This is a genomic window from Gammaproteobacteria bacterium (assembly GCA_028817225.1).
Classification (GTDB): Bacteria; Pseudomonadota; Gammaproteobacteria; order Poriferisulfidales; family Oxydemutatoraceae; genus Oxydemutator.
Map to the genome: position 1 here is coordinate 1 of JAPPQC010000005.1, position 18,288 is coordinate 18,288.

Here is an 18,288-nt window from a genome sequence, read left to right on the forward strand (position 1 = left end):
CTTGAAAACCCTTATGAATAAAGGGTTCCCGGCCTGTCCACGGGCTGGCGCCTGTCCAATCTGCTATTTGACATAATATACATTATGCGAATTAGATATTGAGGCGCCCGGACGCCGCAGGTAAAATGAATTTGCAAATGAACTTGCGTTGAAGGCGGTTTGCGTCTAACCTTCGCAACTCTCGGTTCTACACCAAATCAAAACTTCGGAGTTCTACTTACTATGAAAAAGCTTTACTTAACGGTTGCTTGCAGCGCGCTGGTCCTGACTGGCTGCTCGAATATGCAGATGATGCACGACATGAAAGAGCAGATGTCTGAAATGCAATATCAGCTCAACTCGATCGAGACTTCTTCCGCCCGGGCCAAGGAAATGGCAAGTGAAGCCATGATTAAAGCCTCTCAGATGGAGCAAGCCATGACGAGAATGGTCGGCAAAAGCAAAATGAAGCAGATGATGAAATAAACATCACTTCATTTGCTTTTTGCTTAAAGGGGCCGCAAGGCCCCTTTTTTGTCCTTATTCCCTTCTCCCAAAAATCAAAAAATGTATTCCGCCGCCGATTGCGCGGCTGCGCCGGGAGCGCGCTGCACCGGCTTGGGGGCGATGGAGGCCCCGCGGTTGAGCGGCACCGGGATGCCGGCCCCCTGTTTCGCCGTGCTGACGAGCAGTTCCCAGTCAACCGGTATCGCCCGCTTTTCCGTCAGCCGGCTGATTTCGCGTATGGCCTGCCCGAGGTAGCGGTCCATCACGCCGGCCTGCCCTTGCCCGTGCGCCTCGAGGTACACCACGCCGTCAACAAGAGCGCTCTTGAACGGCTGAAACTGTATCGTCACCGGCGTGCCGCGCTCGATCAGCCCGAAGAAGTCCTGAATATCCACCGGGCGCATCCGGATGCAGCCGTGGGTGGCTTTCAGGCCGATGGCATACGGGCGGTTGGTGCCGTGGATGAAATAGCCGGGCAGGTTCAGTTGCAGCGCGTATTTTCCCAGCGGATTGTCCTTGCCCGGCGGCACCGAAGCCGGCAGCGGGTCGTCCATCAGTTCGTGCTCGCGCCGCACGCTGGCCGGCGGATACCAGGTCGGGTTGACAATCTTGTCAATGACCTTCGCCTTTGAAACCGGTGTCTGCCAGTCGCCGCGGCCAATGCTGATCGGGTATGTCCTGACCTTTTTTTCTTCGCCGGAGGCCGGTTTCGGGTCGTAGTAATAAATCCGCATTTCGGCAAGATTCACATAAATGCCGCGGAATGACGGGCGCGGCAGGATGAACTGGCTCGGCAGAACGACCGAATTGCCCTCGCCCGGCACCCACGGGTCAATTCCCGGGTTGGCTTCGAGGATTTCCTCGATGCCGAGGCTGAATTCCTCGGCGATGCCGAGTATCGTGTCTTGCGGCTGAATCACGACCTTTTGCAGCGCGCCGATTAGTGTATGATTCGGGTCGAACCCGTAAGTCGCCGGGAGCGCGGACGCAACCGGCAGCGCCACCCCGCAGGCCGCCGACAACAACATCCGAATGGCTGGAAAAAACGACATATGCCGGACATTATAACTGCAATCAACGGCCAGTTTCCGATTCAGGAAGGCGTCGCCTACCTGAACCACGCCGGAGTCGCGCCGTGGCCGAAATGCACAGCCGATGTCGTCTGCGACTTTGCGCGCGAAAACGCGAGTTGCGGCGCGTTGCATTACAAGGCCTGGGAAGAAACCGCCGGTGCGTTGCGCGAGATGCTTCGCAATCTGATCAACGCCGAATCCGCGGATGAAATCGCCCTGGTGAAGAACACCTCGGAAGGGTTGTCGCTGGTCGCCTACGGGCTGGACTGGCAGCAAGGCGACAATGTCGTTGTCGGCATGCAGGAGTTTCCGTCCAACCGCATCGTCTGGGAATCGCTGCACAAGCGCTTCGGCGTCGAGGTGCGCACGGTTGATTTGCACGGCGGGGCTTCGCCGGAGCAGGCGCTGCTCAGCCGACTGGACCGGCGGACGCGGGTGCTGACGGTCAGTTCAATCCAGTATGCGACCGGCTGGCGCATGGACCTGGATGTGCTCGGCAAGGCGTGCCGGGAAGCGGGCGCCCTGCTCTGCGTGGATGCCATCCAGAGCCTCGGCGCGGCGCCGGTTGATGTGCAGGCCTCGCAAATCGACTTCCTCGCCGCCGACGGGCACAAGTGGATGCTGGCGCCCGAGGGCGTCGGCTGTTTCTACTGCCGGCGCCGTCATCTGAAAACCCTGAAACTGCACCAGTACGGCTGGGGCATGCTGCAAGACCCCGGCGACTATGATTCGCTTTACGGCGAGGCCATGCTCGCCTCGTGGGCCGAGGTTGGCAACGCCCGGCGGTTTGAATGCGGCAGCCTCAATTCGCTCGGCATCCATGCGCTGCACGCCAGCCTCGGCCTGCTGTTTGACACCGGCCTCGACCGGGTTTTCAGCGAAGTCGCGTCCAATGTTTCGCACCTCGCCGGCGGCGTTGATCAAGACCGCTTTCAATCGCTGACGCCGGCGGAAGAACACCGGCGCGGCGGCATTCTGACGGTGCGCCCGCGGCGGGGAGAACCCGGGGCCTTGCACCGGCAACTGTCAAAAGCCGGCGTGCTGTGCGCGTGCAGAGGCGGCGGCATTCGCCTGTCGCCGCATTTCTACACGCCGCGGGAAGTTCTCGACCGGGCGCTTGAATGCCTCCACGATTTCAGCGGCTGAAAGCCTTGTGCCATTCAAGCAGACCGCTTTCCAGCAGCAGGCGCGGGTTCAGGCTGTTGCTGTCGGCCAACCGGCAGCGCTGAACCTGCCGCCCGTGCAGTCTTTGCAGGCTTTCAAATGGTGGACTCATGGGTGGACTCATGGGCGGATTCACGGGCGGATGCGCCGGCGGATTCGCGGCGGGCGCCGCGGGCGCGGCGTCGAAAGCGCCATGGACAAAGGCGGCATGGACAATCTGCTGCAATTCCTCCAGCAGCCATTGCTGAATCAGCGGAGACGGCTGTTCGTTCCAGCGCTCCACAATGCCGGAAAGATCCGACAGCGGCGCCCTGGCCGACAGCCACTGCGCCAGTTCATCGTGAAATTTTTCCCGGTCAATCCCTTTCTCGGCCTTCTTCGAGGCCTCCAGCGGCCGCAACCCGAACAACGCAAGCCGGCGCCGCGCCTGCTCCGTCTCCAGCGACAGCCGCCCGGCCAGCCACTCGACCGCCTCGTCGCCCGGCAGCGGAAAACGGATTTTGCGGCAGCGGCTGCGTATCGTGGCCGGCAGTTTCGCCAGGCGCCTGCAAATCAGGACGATGACGCCCCCGTCCGGCGGCTCTTCCAGCGTCTTCAGAAGACTGTTGGCGGCGGCGTAATTCATGCTGTCGGCCCGCGGGATAAAAGCGACCCGGTATTGGCCGTAATGCCGGTTCAACGAGAAAAAGTCGGCCAGTTCGCGGATTTGCGCGACCTTGATTTCTTTCTTCTCGGCGACAATCGAAAGATAGTCCGGATGATTCTCCGAGGCCAGCAGACGGCACCCCTTGCAGCCGCCGCAGGGCCTGTCTTTTTCACTTTGGCACAACAGACTATGGCAGAGAGCGGAACCAAATTCTTCCATTCCGCAGCCGTCCTGCCCGCTCAGCAGCAAGGCGTTGGGCACGCGCCCCGCCGCCAGCATCCGCAGCCAGTTGTCCCACTGTGCACGCTGCCATGGATAGACCGGGTTATTCATCGCCAATCTCCGGCCAGCGTTTGACCACCAGCGCGATGATTTCCGCGCCGACCTGTTCCCTGTCCCGGGCGGCGTCAATCACTGCAAACCGCGCGGGTTCGCGCCCGGCCCGTTCAAGATAAGTCTTTCGCACCCGCTCAACGAACGCCTTGCCCTGCGATTCAAAATTGTCCGGCGTTTTGCCTGCGCGCAGCAACTCATACTGGGTGCTGGGAATGTCCTTGTGCCTTTTTTCAGGCGGCAAATCCAGCAGTATCGTCCAATCGGGCGACAGGCCGGGCGCGACCCATTCGGCCAGCACATCAATCCGTTCGGACGGAATTTCGCGGCCCCCGCCCTGGTAGGCGTAACTCGCGTCAATAAAGCGGTCACAAACCACCCATTGCCCCCGCTCCAGCGCCGGTTGCACGACCCGGCGGACATGCTCGGCGCGCGCCGCGAAAAACAACAGCAATTCGGCGAGGCCGGACAGGCCCTTTTCCTGCTCCAGCAGCATGCGCCGGATGGCCTCTCCCATCGGTACGCCGCCAGGCTCGCGGGTTCTCCTGACCTCCACGCCGCGCCGCCTGAGAAACGATTCCAGGGCTTCGGCCTGCGTGCTCTTGCCGACGCCGTCTATCCCTTCAAGGGTGATCAGTTTTCCGCGTTGCATTACTTCAACTGGTAGCGGGCGACGGCCTTGCGGTGTTCGCCGTAGGTTTTCGAGAAATGATGGCTGCCGTCGCCCCTGCTGACGAAGTATAGCGCGCCGGTCTTTTCCGGGTGCAGCACCGCTTGCAGCGACGCAAGCCCCGGCATCGCAATCGGCGTCGGCGGCAGCCCCTTGCGGCGGTAGGTGTTGTACGGCGTGTCGGCCTTCAGGTCTTTTTTCCTGATGTCGCCGCCGAATTGCAGGCCCATGCCGTAAATGACGGTGGGGTCGGCCTGCAGCAGCATCCCCTTCTCAAGCCGCGACAGAAACACGCCGGCAATCCGGCGGCGCTCGTCGTCTCTCGCCGTTTCCTTCTCGACGATGGAGGCGAGTATCAGGGCCTCGTAAGGCGACGCAAGATGAAGGCCGGGCGCTCTTTCGCGCCAGACGGACTCCAGCGTCCGCGTCATTTTTTCGTATCCCTGCCGGAACAAATCCACATCGGCGGCGCCGGCGCTGAAAAAATAGGTGTCCGGGAAGAACCAGCCCTCAAGCGATGGATGATCCACGCCGAGATGCTTCCTGATCTCTTCGGCGTCGGCGGCCACCGTTTCAATCGCCCGGTGCCGCCGCATCGTCTGCAGAACCTGCCTGAGCGTGGCCCCCTCGATGATGCGCAGACGCTCGAGGACGCCCTTGCCGCTCGCCGCCATGTCGAGAAACCCGGCCAGCGTCATGCGCGGTTCAATCCGGTATCTTCCCGCCTTGATGCTGCCCTCAAGTCCGCCGAGCCTCGCGTACAGCGCCGCGTAGAAACGCACCGGCACCGGCTTTCTGTCCGCGATCAACCCCGCCCGCTCCATGCCGGCGATGACGCGGTTGAATGAACTGCCTTCGGCGATGTCCCAGTCCACCTGTTGCGTGTTCGTCAACGGCACGGCGTGGAGACTGCGGTAAAAGTCCCAAACAAAAGCGGCGCCCGCCGGCAGCGCGGCGGCGGCGCAGATGGCGATTGCAAGACGCCCCCCGCTCATCCGCCTCACCGGTCAGTCCTCCGCGCCGGCGGCGGGCAGTTTTTGCAACAAATCGTGCAGCAAGCCGTGCACCGACTGCACATCGTAATCACGCGCGCCCTCCAGATGGCGAACCGGCCAGGCGCGAATCAGCACATTGCAAAAAAAAACGCCGTCGGCCCGCAGCAAATCCTCGCGCGACAACCGGGTCTCCTGAACCGGAATGCCGCGCCGCCGGCACGCCTCGATAATCCAGCCGCGCATCACGCCGCTGACGCCGCAGCGGTCCAGCAGCGGGGTTCGCAGGCCGCCATCCTCCACGGTGAAGAGATTGCTCATCGTGCCTTCAATCACCCGGTCGCGCGCGTCGAGCATGACGCCCTCCTGGTATTCGTCCCGCCATTCCATCCGCGCCATCACCTGCTCCAGCCGGTTCAGGTGCTTGACGCCGGCCAGGTCGGGATCATCGGCGAGGCGCTTGCGGCAGAATCTTGCGGCGACGCCGCGGCGCCGGAAATCGTCCGGATAATCCGGCGGCGGCAGCGCGGTGACAATGCGGGTCGGCTTGGCCGGAAGCGGCGGGCGGTACCCGCGCGCGCCGCCGCCGCGGGTGACGATGACCTTGACGACGGCGTCGCCGCTGCCGGCGGCGAGGCGGCGCACTTCCTCGTCAAGGGCGCGCCAGTCGTCAAAGGCGATGGCCAGTTTGCGGCAGCCGTCGCGCAGGCGCGCGCGGTGACGCGGCCAGAAACGGGGCGCGCCGTCCGCGACCGAAATCGTCTCGAAAACACCGTCGCCGTAGGCAAGCCCGCGGTCGGTCACGGCAATCGCGCCGCCCGGTTTTCCGTTGATCAAAACCGGAGGCATGGTCGAAAGGTGTGCGCCGGTGATTTCAGACGGCGCGAAACACCAGGGAAGCGTTGGTGCCCCCGAAACCGAAGGAATTGGACAGCACGCACCGCAGGTTTTCCCTGCGCGCGGTGTTCGGCACATAATCCAGGTCGCACTTCGGATCCGGGGTGTCGAGGTTGACGGTCGGCGGCATCACCCCGTCTCTCAAAGACAGCACCGAAAACACCGCCTCGACCCCGCCCGCGGCCCCCAGCAGATGGCCGATCATGGACTTGACCGAACTCATCGCGAGTTTCCGCGCGTGATCGCCGAAGACCAATTTGACGGCGTCGCTTTCGGCCTGGTCGCCGAGCGGCGTCGAAGTGCCGTGCGCGTTGATGTAATCCACCTCGCCGGGGTTCAGCGCGGCGTCTTGCAGCGCGTTTTGCATGCAGCGCGCGGCGCCGGCGCCGCCGGGAACCGGCTGCGTGATGTGGTGGGCGTCGCTGGAAGCCCCGTATCCGGCGAGTTCGCAGTAGATGTTGGCGCCGCGCTTTTGCGCGTGTTCGCGCTCCTCAAGGACGACGACGCCGGCGCCGTCGCCGATGACGAAGCCGTCGCGGTCCAGGTCCCACGGGCGGCTCGCGCGTTCGGGGTCGTCGTTGTGCGACGCGCACAGCGCGCGCGCCGCCGCGAAACCGCCGACGCCGAGCAGCGATGTCGCCATCTCGGCGCCGCCGGCGATCATGATGTCGGCGTCGCCGCGCGCGACCATGCGCGCCGATTCCCCGATGTTGTGGTTGCCGGTCGCGCAGGCCGAGACAATCGCGAAATTGGGCCCTTGCAGGCCGTACAGAATGGACAGGTTGCCCGAGATCATGTTGATGATGCTGCCCGGGACGAAAAACGGCGATATCTTGCGCGCGCCGCCCTCGATGCAGGCGGTGTGGTTGGCCTCGATCAGCGGCAGGCCGCCGATGCCGGAGCCGACCGCGACGCCGATGCGCGGCGCGTTTTGCTCCGTGACCTCGAACCCCGAATCCTCGATCGCCTGAACGCCGGCGCCGATGCCGTAATGGATGAACAGATCCATGCGCTTCTGCTCTTTTTCGGGGATGTAGGTATCGGCGTCGAACCCCTCGACCGGGGCGGCAATCCGCACCCGCAAACCGGAAGCGTCAAAGGACGAGATTTTCCGCACGCCGCTGCGCCCGGCGACGACGGCCTCCCACGCCTTGTCAACGGCGGCCCCGACCGGGCACACGACACCGACGCCGGTGACGACCACTTGTCTGTTGTGCACACGAACTCCGCGGATGGTGAAGAGACGGGGGAAAAGAACGCCCGCAAGGCGCTCAGGCGTTTATGTGCTTCTCGATGTAGTCAACCGCCTGCTTCACCGTCGTGATTTTCTCGGCCTCTTCGTCCGGTATCTCGCACTCGAATTCTTCCTCCAGCGCCATCACCAGTTCCAGCGTGTCCAGCGAGTCCGCGTTCAAGTCATCGACAAAGGAAGCATCCTCGGTGACCTTGTCTTCCTCGATACTCAGCTGCTCGGCCACGATTTTGCGGACCCGGTCTTTTATATCACTCATTGAAATAGTCTCCTTGTTACTGTTGAGTCGTTGAAAACAACTTTTGGCCGTCAGGCCATGTACAACCCTCCGTTGATGTGGACGGTCTCGCCGGTGATGTAGGCGGCGGCCCCGGAAGCCAGAAAGCGCACCAGTTCGGCCACTTCCGCCGCCTCGCCGAAGCGCGCCGCGGGGATGGTGCGGACAATCTCCTCGCGGTATTTCTCCGGCAGCGCCCGCACCATATCGGTGTCAATAAAGCCGGGCGCGACGCAGTTGACGGTGATATTACGGGTTCCCAGTTCTTTTGCAAGGCTTTTGCTGAAACCGGTAATCCCGGCCTTGGCGGCGGCGTAGTTGGCCTGCCCCGGATTGCCGGCGGCGCCCGTCAGCGAAGTGATGTTGATGATCCTCCCCCACCTTTTTTTCATCATCCGGCGCACGCACGCCTTGCTCAGGCGAAACACCGAACCCAGGTTGGTGTTGATGACCGCATCCCAGTCCTCGTCGCTCATCCTCGGCAGCAGGCTGTCGCGGGTGATGCCGGCGTTGTTGACCAGCACATCGGGCATCTGGTCCTGTTCGGCCAGCGTCTTGAGCAGCGCCGCCACCGAGTCCGCCTGCTCCACCCTGAGCACGGCGCCGTGGCCGCGAACGCCTTCCCCGTCGAGAAAACCGGAGATGGCGCGGGCGCCGTCGTCGCCGGTCGCGGTGCCGACGACTTCCAGCCCGGCGCGGCCCAGTGCCAGCGCAATCGCGCGCCCGATGCCGCGCGAGGCGCCGGTGACGAGCGCCGTTTTCGCGCCTGCCGCCGCTTGCGCCGTCATCCGGATTCCGCCAGCGCCCGCTCCAGGCCGGCCGGGCTGTTGACGGCGTGGCATTCGGCCCGCCGGTTGATGCGCCGGACGAGGTTCGTCAGCACCTGCCCCGGCCCCAGTTCAACGAAGCGCGCGACGCCGTCCTCGCCCATGCGCTCGATGGTGGCGACCCATTGCACCGGATTGTGAAGTTGTTCGCTCAATGCCCGAAAAATATCGCCGGGTATTGTACGCGGCATCGCGTCCACATTGTGAAGAATTTTGATCGCCGGCGCGCTGATTTCCGCGCCCTCGAGAAACGACGAGAACTCGCGCGCCGCGTCGCGCATCAGCGAGGAATGGGCGGGCACGCTGACCGGCAGCAGAACGCATTTGCGCGCGCCCTGCGCCGACGCCCGCGCCATCGCCTCTTCCACCGCTGCCTTGTGGCCGGCGATGACGGTCTGCGCCGGCGCGTTGAAATTGACGGCCTCGACCACCTGTTCGCCGCCGGGCGCGGCGCACAACTCCACCACCTGCCGCGATTTCAGCCCGATGATCGCCGCCATCGCGCCGCGGCCCTCGGCGACGGCCTGCTGCATCAACTCGCCGCGCCGCGCGGCGATGGCGACCGCGTCTTCAAAGGCGATGGAACCGGCGCAGACCAGCGCGGTGTATTCGCCGAAACTGTGGCCGGCGGCGACCGCCGGCACGGCGTCGCTCAGGCGGCTCCAGATTTTCCACACCGCGACGCCGGCGGCCAGCATCACCGGCTGGGTGTTGACGGTGCGGTTCAGCGCCTCCTCCGGCCCGTCCATCGCCATCTTGAACAGGTCCTTGCCGAGGATTGCGGAGGCGGCGTCAAAGGTTTCCCGCACCTCCGGGTGTTCGGCGGCCAGTTCCCTCAGCATGCCGGTGTGCTGGGCGCCCTGTCCGGGGAAAAGAAAAGCCGTGTCCGTCAATATCCGCATGCCGATTCAACCTGGGTTATAATGCACGCCGTTTCCAGAAAACCACACGATGCCAAAAAGCGAGCACTTTGAAATGAAGGGCGTCGTCGTCGAGGTCCTTCCGAACACGATGTTCAGGGTCAAACTCGAAAACGACCATGTTGTCACCGCGCACATATCCGGAAAAATGCGAAAGCATTACATCCGGATACTTGCCGGCGACCGCGTCACCGTCGAGATGAGCCCCTACGACCTGACCCGCGGGCGCATTACCTACCGCGAAAAATAGCCCCTGCCGTCAGCCCCCGCACCGGATTTTTTCTTTCCGCGGCGCCTCGCAGCGGAAGCGGACTTCGCCGTCCTCGAGCACAAAGCGGGCGGCGCCGCCCTTCTTCAGTTTGCCGAAGAGGATGTCGTCGAGCAGCGGCTTTTTCAGTTTCTCCTCGATCAGGCGCCGCATCGGCCTCGCCCCCATCGTCTTGTCAAAGCCGTTCTCGACCAGCCACGAGCGCACATCGGCGTCCACCGTCAGTTGCACCTTCCGGTCTTCGAGTTGCGCCTGAAACTGCGTCAGGAACTTGTCAACGACGAGCAGGATCATCTCCCTGTCCAGCGGCCTGAAATGCACCACCGCGTCGAGGCGGTTGCGAAACTCCGGCGAGAAAACCCGCTTGATGCTCTCGGAACAGTCCGGCGCGCGGTCGTCGTGCCCGGTGAAGCCGATGCTCGCGCGGCTCATCGCCTCGGCGCCGGCGTTGGTCGTCATGATCAGCACCGTGTGGCGGAAATCCACCTTGCGCCCGTTGGCGTCGGTCAGCAGGCCGTGGTCCATGACTTGCAGCAGCAGGTTGAACACATCCGGGTGGGCCTTCTCCATCTCATCAAGCAGCACCACGGACTGGGGAAACTTCAGCACCGCGTCGGTCAGCAGGCCGCCCTGGTCGAAGCCGACATAGCCCGGAGGCGCGCCGATGAGGCGCGAGACGGTGTGCCGCTCCATGTATTCGGACATGTCGAAACGCACCAGTTCCATGCCGGCGCTCGCGGCCAGTTGCCGCGCGGTCTCGGTCTTGCCGACGCCGGTCGGGCCGGCCATCAGAAAGGAGCCGACCGGCTGGTCGGGCTCGTTCAGGCCGGAGCGCGACATCTTGATCGCGTTGACGATCGTGTCAATGGCGTCGTCCTGGCCGAAGATGACCATCTTCAGGTTGCGGTCGAGGTTGCGGAGCATCTTCGCGTTGTCGGTGGTGACGCTCTTCGCCGGTATCCGCGCGATTTTGGCGATCATGCCCTCGATGTGGCTTGAGCGCACCAGCGGCCTCGCCCCGGCGGACGACGAGCCGATGCGCAGAGAGGCGCCGGCCTCGTCCACGAGGTCTATCGCCTTGTCCGGCAGGTGGCGGTCGTGCAGGTAGCGCGACGCCAGGCTGGCGGCGGTCTTCAGGCTCTGCCTTGAATAGCGCACATTGTGGAAGCGCTCAAAACACTCCTTCAGCCCCAGCAGAATCCGGTAGGTGTCGTCCACCGACGGTTCCTCGATGTCTATCTTCTGGAAGCGCCTGGCCAGCGCGCGGTCTTTCTCGAAGATGGCGCGGTATTCGCGGTAGGTCGTCGCGCCGATGCAGCGCAGTTCGCCGGATTGCAGCCTGGGCTTGATCAGGCTCGAGGCGTCCATCGCGCTGCCGGAGGCGGAGCCGGCGCCGATGAGCATGTGAATCTCGTCAATGAACAGGATGACATTCTTTTCCTTCTCCAGTTGCGCCAGCATTTTCTTCAGGCGCTTCTCGAAGTCGCCGCGGTACTTGGTGCCGGCCACCAGCGCGCCGAGGTCGAGCAGGTGAATGACGGCGTCTTTCAGCACATCGGGCACCTCGCCCTCGACGATCTTCCTCGCCAGCCCCTCCGCCAGCGCGGTCTTGCCGACGCCCGGCTCGCCGACATACAGCGGGTTGTTCTTGTTCCTTCGGCACAGCACCTGTATCGTCCGGTCCACTTCCGGCTCGCGCCCGACCAGCGGGTCAATGCGCCCGGCCCGCGCCTTCTCGTTCAGGTTGCGGGTGAACTGCTCAAGCGGCTTGCGCGCGCTGCGCCCGCTTTCGCCGCCCTCGACGCCGGCGACCTCGTTCTCCTTGCCGGCATACTTGCTGATGCCGTGGGCGATGTAGTTGACGATGTCGAGGCGCTCGACATTGTGGCAGCCCAGCAGATAGACCGCCTGCGACTCCGGCTCGCTGAAAACCGAAACCAGCACGTTCTCGCCCTTGACCATGCTCGTCGGCGACACCGACTGCACATGAAACACCGCGCGCTGCAACACGCGCTGAAACGCGCGGGTCTGCTGAATGTCGCCCGGCTCGTGCAGTTCCAGCCGCGGGGTTGATTTGCTGATGTAGGCGGCGAGGTCGGAGGCGAGTTCCTTCAGGTTGACGCCGCAGGCGCTCAGCACCTCGGCGGCCTCCGGGTTCTTGATCAGGCCGAACAGCAGGTGCTCGACGGTGACATATTCATGGCGGTTTCTGGACGCGACCTCAAAGACCGTGTTCAGCGTGCGTTCCAGGTTCTTGTCAAACATCGCTCAGTCTTTTTCCATCTTGCACATCAGCGGATGCTTTTTCGAGCGTGAATAGTTGTTGACCGTCGTCACCTTGGTCTCCGCGATCTCGCGGGTGAAAACCCCGCACACGCCCTTGCCCTGTTTGTGAATCGCCAGCATCAACTGCACCGCCCGGTCGAGGTTCATCCGGAAAAAGCGCTGCAGGATGTGCACGACGAATTCCATCGGCGTGTAGTCATCGTTGATCAGCAGGACTTTGTACATCGGCGGCCTCTTCGGCTTGACCGGGGCCGGCTCGAGCGCCGCCTCGCCGGCCCGCTCCAGCTCCCGGATGTCGTGTTGCATCGTCATCATTTGCGGTAAAAATATAAATTCCCGGCTCAAAGGTCAATATCCGCGCCCGAACCGTCGCTGGTATTATAGAAGATTATGAGAACCGCAAGCGCCGGATTCACCCCCGCACCCGCGCCGGAATGCGCGCTCCGTCAATGAGTTGGATGCTTCATGTAACGGTGGCCGCCATCGCGCGGCGCGGCGATTCCTTCCTGCTGGTCGAGGAGGAGGTCAACGGCAGGCCCCTCTACAACCAGCCCGCGGGCCACCTCGAGGAGAACGAAAGCCTGGCCGAGGCGGCGGTGCGTGAGACGCTGGAGGAGACCGCGCATCATTTCAAGCCGCAATACATCGTCGGTCTCTACCAATGGCAGCAGCCCGGCGCGCGCGACACCTACATCCGCGTCGCCTTCGCCGGCGACGCGCAGCCCGCCGCGCAGCCGCGCGAACTCGACCGCGGCATTCTCGGCGCGCACTGGCTGGAGTTGCGGCAAATCCGCGCGCTTCCGGCGCAGCGCTTTCGCAGCATCATGGTCGTGCGCTGCATCGAGGACTGTCTCGCGGGCCGGCGCCTGCCGCTGTCAGCCGCCGCCTATCTTGATGAACGCGGCGACGCGCGCCGATGCCCGGAAAAATAATCATCGGGCTGTCGGGCGGCGTGGACTCGGCTGTCAGCGCGCTGCTGATGAAGCGCCGCGGGCTTGCCGTCGAGGCCCTGTTCATGAAGAACTGGGAGGAAGACGACAACGAGCACTGCGCCGCGGCGGAAGACCTCGCCTCGGCGCGCCGCGTCGCCGGGCGCCTCGGGATTGCGCTGCACACCGTCAATTTCTCCGCCGAGTACTGGGACGATGTGTTCGCCCGGTTTCTGTCCGAATACCGCCGCGGGCGCACGCCCAACCCGGATGTCCTGTGCAACAGGGAAATCAAGTTCAGGGCCTTCATCGAGCACGCCGGGCGGCTCGGCGCCGACCGGATTGCGACCGGGCATTACGCCCGAATTGAGGCCCGCAACGGCCACCGCCGCCTGATGAAAGGGCTGGACCCGGACAAGGACCAGTCGTATTTTCTCTACGCGCTGGACCAGCGCAGCCTGGCCTGTTCCGTTTTTCCGCTGGCCGAACTGCACAAGAGCGAGGTGCGCGACATCGCCAAAGAGCACGGCCTCGCCTGCCACGACCGCAAGGACAGCACCGGCATTTGCTTTATCGGCGAGAGAAAGTTCCGCGAATTCCTGGCGCGCTACCTGCCGCCCCGGCCCGGCGACATCGTGGACCGCGACGGGTGCGTCATCGGGCGCCATCAGGGCTGCTGGTATTACACCATCGGCCAGCGCAAGGGGCTTGGCATCGGCGGCGCCCGCGACGGCAGCGGCGACGCCTGGTATGTCGCCGCAAAGGATGTGCGCCGCAACACGCTGTCCGTCGTCCAGGGCGCCAACCATCCGCTGCTGTTCCGCGACCGCCTGCGGGCGTCGGCGCCGCACTGGATCAACGAGGCGCCGCGCGCAGGCGAACCCCTGACGGGCAAGATACGCTACCGCCAGCGCGATCAATCGTGTATCATTGCCAACCTGGACGCGGACGCGGTCGAGGTGGTCTTCAGCCGGCCCCAGCGGGCGGTCGCGCCGGGCCAATCCATTGTGTTTTATCGCGGTCGGGAATGTCTCGGCGGCGCGGTCATTGAGTAATCAAATCCAACAAGCAGATTCATGAACAGTTTCAACACCCTTGCAGAAATCCGGGCCGGCGGGCGGCGCCGCCAAATCCACGATGTCAGCCGACTTGAGCAGGCGGCGCGCCTGCCCTACTGCCTGAAAATCCTGCTGGAAAACCTGCTGCGCCACGAAGACGATGTCACCGTCACCCGCGCCGACATCGAGGCGCTGCTCGGGCGGCGCGTGAACGGCGCGTCCACGGAGAAGGAAATCGCCTTCAGGCCGGCGCGGGTGCTGATGCAGGACTTCACCGGCGTCCCCGCCATTGTTGACCTCGCGGCGATGCGCGAGGCGATGCGGAAACTGGGCCGCGACCCCGCCGCCGTCAACCCGCTGCAACCGGCGCAACTGGTCATTGACCACTCGGTGCAGGTGGACCGGCACGGCAGCGACCAGGCCCTCGACCTGAACACGAAGATTGAATTTGAGCGCAACCGCGAGCGTTACAACTTCCTGAAATGGGGGCAGAAGGCGTTCGACAACTTCCAGGTGGTGCCGCCCGGCTCCGGCATCGTCCATCAGGTCAACCTGGAATACCTGGCGCGCATCGTGTTTGAGCGCCAGACCGAAGACGGGCCGCTGGCCTACCCCGACACGCTGGTCGGCACCGACTCGCACACGACGATGATCAACGGCGCCGGCGTGCTCGGCTGGGGCGTCGGCGGCATCGAGGCCGAGGCCTCGATGCTCGGGCAGCCGATTTCCATGCTGATTCCGAAGGTCGTCGGCTTCCGCCTGTCGGGCGAGTTGCCGGAAGGCACGACGGCCACCGACCTGGTGCTGATCATCGTCGAGCAACTGCGCCAACACGGCGTCGTCGGCAAGTTCGTCGAGTTCCACGGCCCCGGCCTCGACCACCTGTCGCTGGGCGACCGCGCGACCATCGCCAACATGGCGCCCGAATACGGCGCCACCTGCGGCATCTTCCCGGTGGACGATGAAACCCTGTCGTACCTGCGCCTCAGCGGACGCGACCCCGGCCACATTGAGCTGGTCGAAACCTACATGAAAACAACCGGCCTGTGGCGCGACGACAGCCAGGCGCCCGACTACGACGAGGAACTGCACCTTGACCTCGCCGAAGTCATCCCGAGCATCGCCGGCCCGCGCCGCCCGCAGGACCGGGTGCCGCTGACCGGCGTCAAGGCGCATTTCTCGGAAGAACTGGAGCAAATCAAAGACCGCTGCGGCGACCGCGCCGTGCCGGTGCAACTGGACAACGGCGAGGCCGAACTGCGCGACGGCTTCATCGCCATCGCCGCCATCACCTCGTGCACGAACACCTCCAACCCCTCGGTCATGCTGAGCGCCGGCCTGCTGGCGAAAAACGCCGCGGCGCGCGGCCTCAAGGTCAAGCCGTGGGTCAAGACCTCGCTCGCGCCCGGCTCGCGCGTCGTCACCGAATACCTTGAAAACGCCGGCCTGATGGCGCCGCTGAAGGCGCTCGGCTTCCACACCGTCGGCTACGGCTGCACCACCTGCATCGGCAACTCCGGCCCGCTGCCGCAGGCAATCGCCGACGCGATTGCAAAGAACAACCTGGTGGCGGTGGCGGTGCTGTCCGGCAACCGCAACTTCGAGGGCCGCATACACGCCAGCGTGCGCATGAACTACCTGGCGTCGCCGCCGCTGGTCGTCGCCTACGCGCTGGCCGGCAATCTGCACACCGACCTGTATTCCGAGCCGCTGGGCCGCGACAGCGACGGCAACCCGGTTTTCCTGAAAGACATCTGGCCGTCCGGCGGCGAACTGAAAAGCGTCATGGCACAGGCGCTGGCGCCGCGGCAATTCCGCTCGGTGTATGACACCGTGTACGACGGCACCGACGACTGGCGCGAACTGGAGGCCGGTTCCGACATGCTCTACCCGTGGCCGGACTCGACCTATGTCGCCCACCCCCCCTATTTTGAGAAAACGCGCGCGCCCGCCGGCGGCGCCATTCGCGGTGCGCGCGTGCTGGCGCTGCTCGGCGATTCGGTAACCACCGATCACATCTCGCCGGCGGGCGCCATCGCGCCGGACAGCCCGGCGGGGCAATATCTGCAAGACAGGAAGGTGCTGCCGGCGGATTTCAATTCCTACGGCTCAAGGCGCGGCAACCACGAGGTCATGGTGCGCGGCACTTTCGCCAACATCCGCCTGCGAAACCAACTGGCGCCCGGAACCGAGGGCGGCTACACGCGCCACCTGCCGTCCGGCGAGACGATGACGATTTACGACGCGGCGATGCGCTATCTGGAAGAATCGGTGCCGGTCATCATCATCGCCGGCAAGGAATACGGCAGCGGGTCGTCGCGCGACTGGGCCGCCAAAGGCCCGATGCTGCAAGGCGTGCGCGCCGTCATCGCCGAGAGTTTCGAGCGCATCCACCGCTCCAACCTGGTGGGCATGGGCATCCTGCCGCTGCAATTCGCCGACGGCGACAGCGCCAAAACGCTGGGGCTGGACGGCGGCGAGACCTATGACATCAAAGGCGCCGACGAACCCGGCTCCGCCGCGCAGGTAACAGCAACCGCCGCCGACGGCGCGACGAAGCAGTTCAGCGTCAAGGTTCGGATTGACACGCCGCGCGAACGCGACTATTTCCTGAACGGCGGCATACTGCCTTATGTGCTGAAACAACTTGCTGCATGAGGGCCGCCTGAGGGCCGCCTGAGGCCACCGGGGGCCACACCAGGCCGGCGTCGCACCACCTCTTCCGCCGCTTGTGCCGCCGCTGCACAGGCGGCGGTTTTCCGTTGCGGCGGAATCAGGGTATTTCTACTCCGGCTTGTCTCCTGGCCGGGTCAATTTCTCCGGATCAAGCAAACGGGCGGCTTCGTCGCGTGACAAATCGGTCTCCTCAAGCACCACATCAAGGATGGGTCGTTTCTCGCGGTAGGCGCGCTTGGCGATGGCGGCGCCTTTTTCGTAGCCGATGACGCGGTTCAGCGCGGTGACCAGTATCGGGTTTCGGGCGAGCGCCGCCTCGCGCTTCTCGTCGTTGACGGCAAAGCCCTCAATCGCCTTGTCGGCCAGCACGCGCGCGGCGCTGCCCAGCAGTTCGATGCTTTGCAGCAGGTTGTAGGCAATCACCGGCATCATCACATTCAACTGGAAATTGCCCGACTGCCCGGCCAGCGTGACGGCGGCGTCGTTGCCGATGACCTGCGTGCAGACCATCGCCACCGCCTCCGGTATCACCGGATTGACCTTGCCCGGCATGATGCTGCTGCCGGGCTGAAGCGCCGGCAGTTCAATTTCGCCAAGCCCCGCCAGCGGCCCCGAGTTCATCCACCGCAGGTCGTTTGAGATTTTCATCAGGCTGACGGCGACGGTTTTCAACTGGCCGCTCATCTCGACGGCGGCGTCCTGCGCGCTCAGCGCCTCGAACAGGTCGGGCTTGAGAGTGAACCCAATGCCGGTCTCGTGCGTTATCAGTCGGCAGAACAGCGCCGGGAAGTCCGGGTGGCCGTTGATGCCGGTGCCGACGGCGGTGCCGCCCTGCGCCAGCTGCCTGAGCCGCGGCAGCGAGGCGTCGAGCCGCTCCAGGCCGCAGCGCACCTGCCGCGCCCAGCCGCCCATCTCCTGGTCGAGGCCGACCGGCATCGCGTCCATCAGGTGGGTGCGCCCGGTCTTGACCTTGCCGGCGACGGTTTTCATTTTGCTCTCGATGCAGCCGGCAAGATGCTCCAGCCCGGGCCTCAGCACGCCTTCCAGCGACAGGCAGGCGCTGACATGAATCGCCGTCGGCACGACATCGTTGGAACTCTGCCCCATGTTGACATGGTCGTTCGGGTGCACCGCGGCGCCGGACGCCTGCGACGCGACATGCGCGATGACCTCGTTGGCGTTCATGTTGAAACTGGTGCCGGAGCCGGTCTGAAACACATCCACCGGAAAATGTTCGTTGAAGTCGCCGTCGGCGACGCCGCGCGCGGCCTGCTCGATGGCGTCGGCGAGGCCCGGCTCAAGCAATTCCAGTTGCCGGTTGGCGCGGGCGCAGCACAGTTTGATCAGGCCGAGCGCGCGAATGAAACTGGCCGGCATCCGCAGGCCGCTGATGGGAAAATTGTTAATCGCGCGCTGCGTCTGGGCGCCGTAGAACTTGTCCGACGGCACGCGCAGTTGCCCCATGCTGTCCTTGACGGTGCGGTACGATGTCATGATGTTGTTGTCTCCGGTGAATGGTCGCTAAGGTCGTTGG

At 64.2% G+C, this 18,288-nt stretch carries 18 protein-coding genes; 6 read left to right on the forward strand and 12 right to left on the reverse strand.

What is annotated here, in order from left to right; genetic code table 11:
* Positions 1–222: 222 nt before the first annotated feature.
* Complete coding sequence (locus OXU50_00195) at positions 223–465, forward strand: hypothetical protein (GenBank protein MDD9868310.1); 243 nt, start codon at positions 223–225, stop codon at positions 463–465.
* A gap of 74 nt (positions 466–539) precedes the next feature.
* Here OXU50_00195 and OXU50_00200 read toward each other — a convergent pair whose 3' ends face one another.
* Positions 540–1,538: a L,D-transpeptidase family protein gene (locus OXU50_00200; GenBank protein MDD9868311.1), complete on the reverse strand. Its 999-nt coding sequence runs from the start codon at positions 1,536–1,538 to the stop codon at positions 540–542.
* Here OXU50_00200 and OXU50_00205 point away from each other — a divergent pair, their 5' ends adjacent.
* Positions 1,539–2,705 (forward strand): aminotransferase class V-fold PLP-dependent enzyme, encoded by a 1,167-nt coding sequence (locus OXU50_00205; GenBank protein ID MDD9868312.1) that lies wholly within the window; start codon positions 1,539–1,541, stop codon positions 2,703–2,705.
* Here the strand turns inward: OXU50_00205 and holB are convergent.
* Genes holB through fabD form a run of 8 tightly spaced genes read right to left on the reverse strand, consistent with a single transcriptional unit; the run spans position 2,695 to position 9,519 of the window.
* Positions 2,695–3,702 carry a DNA polymerase III subunit delta' gene (gene holB, locus OXU50_00210; protein MDD9868313.1) on the reverse strand — a complete coding sequence of 336 codons (1,008 nt, stop codon included), beginning with the start codon at positions 3,700–3,702 and terminating at the stop codon, positions 2,695–2,697. The genes OXU50_00205 and holB overlap by 11 nt on opposite strands.
* The gene (gene tmk, locus OXU50_00215; GenBank protein MDD9868314.1) at positions 3,695–4,354 is read right to left on the reverse strand and encodes a dTMP kinase; all 660 of its coding nucleotides are present in this window, start codon (positions 4,352–4,354) and stop codon (positions 3,695–3,697) included. Before tmk ends, holB begins: the two co-directional genes overlap by 8 nt.
* A complete protein-coding gene (mltG, locus tag OXU50_00220) occupies positions 4,354–5,367 on the reverse strand; it encodes an endolytic transglycosylase MltG (GenBank protein ID MDD9868315.1) in 1,014 nt (337 codons plus the stop codon). Before mltG ends, tmk begins: the two co-directional genes overlap by 1 nt.
* A gap of 12 nt (positions 5,368–5,379) precedes the next feature.
* Positions 5,380–6,213 carry an aminodeoxychorismate lyase gene (gene pabC / locus OXU50_00225; GenBank protein MDD9868316.1) on the reverse strand — a complete coding sequence of 278 codons (834 nt, stop codon included), beginning with the start codon at positions 6,211–6,213 and terminating at the stop codon, positions 5,380–5,382.
* Positions 6,214–6,238: 25 nt separating this feature from the next.
* Positions 6,239–7,480: a beta-ketoacyl-ACP synthase II gene (gene fabF, locus OXU50_00230; GenBank protein MDD9868317.1), complete on the reverse strand. Its 1,242-nt coding sequence runs from the start codon at positions 7,478–7,480 to the stop codon at positions 6,239–6,241.
* A 52-nt stretch (positions 7,481–7,532) separates the two neighbouring features.
* On the reverse strand, positions 7,533–7,772 hold the full coding sequence (acpP, locus tag OXU50_00235; GenBank protein MDD9868318.1) for an acyl carrier protein: 240 nt from the start codon (positions 7,770–7,772) through the stop codon (positions 7,533–7,535).
* A gap of 50 nt (positions 7,773–7,822) precedes the next feature.
* The gene (gene fabG, locus OXU50_00240) at positions 7,823–8,578 is read right to left on the reverse strand and encodes a 3-oxoacyl-ACP reductase FabG (protein MDD9868319.1); all 756 of its coding nucleotides are present in this window, start codon (positions 8,576–8,578) and stop codon (positions 7,823–7,825) included.
* On the reverse strand, positions 8,575–9,519 hold the full coding sequence (gene fabD, locus OXU50_00245) for an ACP S-malonyltransferase (protein ID MDD9868320.1): 945 nt from the start codon (positions 9,517–9,519) through the stop codon (positions 8,575–8,577). Before fabD ends, fabG begins: the two co-directional genes overlap by 4 nt.
* A gap of 49 nt (positions 9,520–9,568) precedes the next feature.
* Between fabD and infA the strand changes: the two genes are divergently transcribed.
* Entirely contained in the window at positions 9,569–9,787 is a 219-nt protein-coding gene (gene infA, locus OXU50_00250; GenBank protein MDD9868321.1) for a translation initiation factor IF-1, read from the forward strand.
* Positions 9,788–9,796: 9 nt separating this feature from the next.
* On the opposite strand, the gene clpA is transcribed toward infA, so the two are convergent.
* Together clpA and clpS are read right to left on the reverse strand one after the other, a co-directional pair.
* Complete coding sequence (gene clpA / locus OXU50_00255; protein MDD9868322.1) at positions 9,797–12,070, reverse strand: ATP-dependent Clp protease ATP-binding subunit ClpA; 2,274 nt, start codon at positions 12,068–12,070, stop codon at positions 9,797–9,799.
* Between the two features lie 3 nt (positions 12,071–12,073).
* Positions 12,074–12,397 (reverse strand): ATP-dependent Clp protease adapter ClpS, encoded by a 324-nt coding sequence (gene clpS / locus OXU50_00260; protein MDD9868323.1) that lies wholly within the window; start codon positions 12,395–12,397, stop codon positions 12,074–12,076.
* A gap of 143 nt (positions 12,398–12,540) precedes the next feature.
* Here clpS and OXU50_00265 point away from each other — a divergent pair, with 143 nt between their 5' ends.
* The 3 genes from OXU50_00265 to acnA are packed head-to-tail and all read left to right on the forward strand — an operon-like array spanning position 12,541 to position 16,736.
* The gene (locus OXU50_00265) at positions 12,541–13,023 is read left to right on the forward strand and encodes an NUDIX hydrolase (protein ID MDD9868324.1); all 483 of its coding nucleotides are present in this window, start codon (positions 12,541–12,543) and stop codon (positions 13,021–13,023) included.
* Positions 13,008–14,075 (forward strand): tRNA 2-thiouridine(34) synthase MnmA, encoded by a 1,068-nt coding sequence (gene mnmA, locus OXU50_00270; GenBank protein ID MDD9868325.1) that lies wholly within the window; start codon positions 13,008–13,010, stop codon positions 14,073–14,075. The genes OXU50_00265 and mnmA overlap by 16 nt, the downstream gene beginning before the upstream one ends.
* A gap of 21 nt (positions 14,076–14,096) precedes the next feature.
* On the forward strand, positions 14,097–16,736 hold the full coding sequence (acnA, locus tag OXU50_00275; GenBank protein MDD9868326.1) for an aconitate hydratase AcnA: 2,640 nt from the start codon (positions 14,097–14,099) through the stop codon (positions 16,734–16,736).
* Positions 16,737–16,862: 126 nt separating this feature from the next.
* On the opposite strand, the gene OXU50_00280 is transcribed toward acnA, so the two are convergent.
* Positions 16,863–18,248 (reverse strand): class II fumarate hydratase, encoded by a 1,386-nt coding sequence (locus OXU50_00280; GenBank protein MDD9868327.1) that lies wholly within the window; start codon positions 18,246–18,248, stop codon positions 16,863–16,865.
* Positions 18,249–18,288 lie beyond the last annotated feature (40 nt).

What these genes read in the sequence shown, in the direction of transcription:
- OXU50_00195 (MDD9868310.1), top strand. Translation starts at nt 223, where the DNA reads ATGAAAAAGCTTTACTTAACGGTTGCTTGCAGCGCGCTGGTCCTGACT.
- OXU50_00200 (MDD9868311.1), bottom strand. Translation starts at nt 1,538, where the DNA reads ATGTCGTTTTTTCCAGCCATTCGGATGTTGTTGTCGGCGGCCTGCGGG.
- OXU50_00205 (MDD9868312.1), top strand. Translation starts at nt 1,539, where the DNA reads ATGCCGGACATTATAACTGCAATCAACGGCCAGTTTCCGATTCAGGAA.
- holB (MDD9868313.1), bottom strand. Translation starts at nt 3,702, where the DNA reads ATGAATAACCCGGTCTATCCATGGCAGCGTGCACAGTGGGACAACTGG.
- tmk (MDD9868314.1), bottom strand. Translation starts at nt 4,354, where the DNA reads ATGCAACGCGGAAAACTGATCACCCTTGAAGGGATAGACGGCGTCGGC.
- mltG (MDD9868315.1), bottom strand. Translation starts at nt 5,367, where the DNA reads ATGAGCGGGGGGCGTCTTGCAATCGCCATCTGCGCCGCCGCCGCGCTG.
- pabC (MDD9868316.1), bottom strand. Translation starts at nt 6,213, where the DNA reads ATGCCTCCGGTTTTGATCAACGGAAAACCGGGCGGCGCGATTGCCGTG.
- acpP (MDD9868318.1), bottom strand. Translation starts at nt 7,772, where the DNA reads ATGAGTGATATAAAAGACCGGGTCCGCAAAATCGTGGCCGAGCAGCTG.
- fabG (MDD9868319.1), bottom strand. Translation starts at nt 8,578, where the DNA reads ATGACGGCGCAAGCGGCGGCAGGCGCGAAAACGGCGCTCGTCACCGGC.
- fabD (MDD9868320.1), bottom strand. Translation starts at nt 9,519, where the DNA reads ATGCGGATATTGACGGACACGGCTTTTCTTTTCCCCGGACAGGGCGCC.
- infA (MDD9868321.1), top strand. Translation starts at nt 9,569, where the DNA reads ATGCCAAAAAGCGAGCACTTTGAAATGAAGGGCGTCGTCGTCGAGGTC.
- clpA (MDD9868322.1), bottom strand. Translation starts at nt 12,070, where the DNA reads ATGTTTGACAAGAACCTGGAACGCACGCTGAACACGGTCTTTGAGGTC.
- clpS (MDD9868323.1), bottom strand. Translation starts at nt 12,397, where the DNA reads ATGCAACACGACATCCGGGAGCTGGAGCGGGCCGGCGAGGCGGCGCTC.
- OXU50_00265 (MDD9868324.1), top strand. Translation starts at nt 12,541, where the DNA reads ATGAGTTGGATGCTTCATGTAACGGTGGCCGCCATCGCGCGGCGCGGC.
- mnmA (MDD9868325.1), top strand. Translation starts at nt 13,008, where the DNA reads ATGCCCGGAAAAATAATCATCGGGCTGTCGGGCGGCGTGGACTCGGCT.
- acnA (MDD9868326.1), top strand. Translation starts at nt 14,097, where the DNA reads ATGAACAGTTTCAACACCCTTGCAGAAATCCGGGCCGGCGGGCGGCGC.
- OXU50_00280 (MDD9868327.1), bottom strand. Translation starts at nt 18,248, where the DNA reads ATGACATCGTACCGCACCGTCAAGGACAGCATGGGGCAACTGCGCGTG.